The organism is Ligaoa zhengdingensis (genome assembly GCF_014384885.1).
Taxonomy (GTDB): domain Bacteria; phylum Bacillota; class Clostridia; order Oscillospirales; family Ruminococcaceae; genus Ligaoa; species Ligaoa zhengdingensis.
This window is the reverse complement of record NZ_JACRST010000080.1, coordinates 1-1,255: the sequence shown is the minus strand read 5'-3', so window position 1 is coordinate 1,255 and position 1,255 is coordinate 1. Positions and strand designations below refer to the sequence as shown.

Sequence of the window (1,255 nt, the reverse complement as noted above, 5' to 3'; positions counted from 1 at the left end):
CCCTATGTGTGGGGCGGCTCCAGCCCGTCCACCTCCTTTGACTGTTCGGGCTTTGTCTGCTGGGTGTACACGGCCAGCGGCGTCCACAACCTGCCCCGTACCACGGCGCAGGGCATTTACAACCAGTGTGCTATCATTTCTCCCTCCGAGGCAAAGCCGGGCGATATTATCTTTTTCACGGGAACCTATGACAGCCCCGGCCCTGTGTCCCATGTGGGGATTTATGTGGGCGACGGGATGATGCTCCATTGTGGGTCCCCCATCCAATACGCAAATATCAATTCAAGCTACTGGCAGACACATTTCTATGCCTTCGGGCGTCTGTGAGCCAGAGGAAAGGAGTCCTTGCATGAACAAGATCGACAAGCTCGATAAGGAACTGGAAAAAGCCCGGGAGAAGGCTGCCGAGTGGCAGGCCAAAATCCGGGAGCTGGAAAAGCAGAAACAGGAGGAAGAAAACAGCCAGATCGTACAGGCGGTGCGCTCCCTCAAACTGACACCCGCCCAGCTTATGGCTTTTCTAAATGACCCCAAAAACAGCCTTACCGCTTCGGGCCATACTGACCCGAAGCCGGAGGCGCCCGAAAAGGAGGACACAGCCCATGAAGAAAACTAAATACCGCAGGCTGGCGGCGATAACTGCCAGCCTTTTGTGTTGCCTGATCTTTACGGTCCCGGCTTACGCCCAGAGCAATGAGCCGCAGCCCGAGGCCACTCCCGCTCCGGTGGAAACCGAAGCGGAGACGGAAACCCAGAACCCCTTTACCCCGGACGGGACGGGAACCGTGGTGGACAACGCCACCGACGAGGACGGTAAAGAGTTTTACACCATTACCACAGCAGACGAGAGCGTGTTTTATCTGGTGATCGACAAACAGAAAACCAGCGAGAATGTCTATTTCCTCAATACCGTTACCACAGACGACCTTCTGCCTCTTGCCGAACAGGGTAAGGAACCGCCCAAAGAAGTGACCCCGGAGCCAGAGCCAAAGCCCACCGAACCTGTGGAGGAAGTACCGGAACCCAAGCCGGAGAAAAAGGACAGCCCCCTTCTCTCTATGCTCCTGATCGGCGCGGTGGTGCTGGCCGGCGGTGGAATTGGTTACTATTTCAAGATTTACAAGCCGAAGCATGAAGCCCCGGATTTGGAAGATGATTACTGCGAATATGAGGACGGGGAGCTGGAGGAGATCGCAGAGGAACCCGAGGACGAAGATACCCCGCCGTGGGAGGAAGATACGGAGGAATGAGAATG

Annotated in this window: 3 protein-coding genes; all 3 read left to right on the top strand. The window is 56.1% G+C overall.

What is annotated here, in order from left to right:
• Positions 1–327 (top strand): C40 family peptidase (locus tag H8711_RS13740; protein WP_249283740.1); only part of this gene is annotated, 327 nt, incomplete at its 5' end.
• A 22-nt stretch (positions 328–349) separates the two neighbouring features.
• Positions 350–616: a DUF4315 family protein gene (locus H8711_RS13735; protein WP_005927622.1), complete on the top strand. Its 267-nt coding sequence runs from the start codon at positions 350–352 to the stop codon at positions 614–616.
• Positions 603–1,250 carry a DUF4366 domain-containing protein gene (locus H8711_RS13730; protein WP_249283894.1) on the top strand — a complete coding sequence of 216 codons (648 nt, stop codon included), beginning with the start codon at positions 603–605 and terminating at the stop codon, positions 1,248–1,250. Before H8711_RS13735 ends, H8711_RS13730 begins: the two co-directional genes overlap by 14 nt.
• The last annotated feature ends 5 nt before the right edge of the window (positions 1,251–1,255 follow it).

What these genes read in the sequence shown, in the direction of transcription:
- H8711_RS13730 (WP_249283894.1), top strand. Translation starts at nt 603, where the DNA reads ATGAAGAAAACTAAATACCGCAGGCTGGCGGCGATAACTGCCAGCCTT.
- H8711_RS13735 (WP_005927622.1), top strand. Translation starts at nt 350, where the DNA reads ATGAACAAGATCGACAAGCTCGATAAGGAACTGGAAAAAGCCCGGGAG.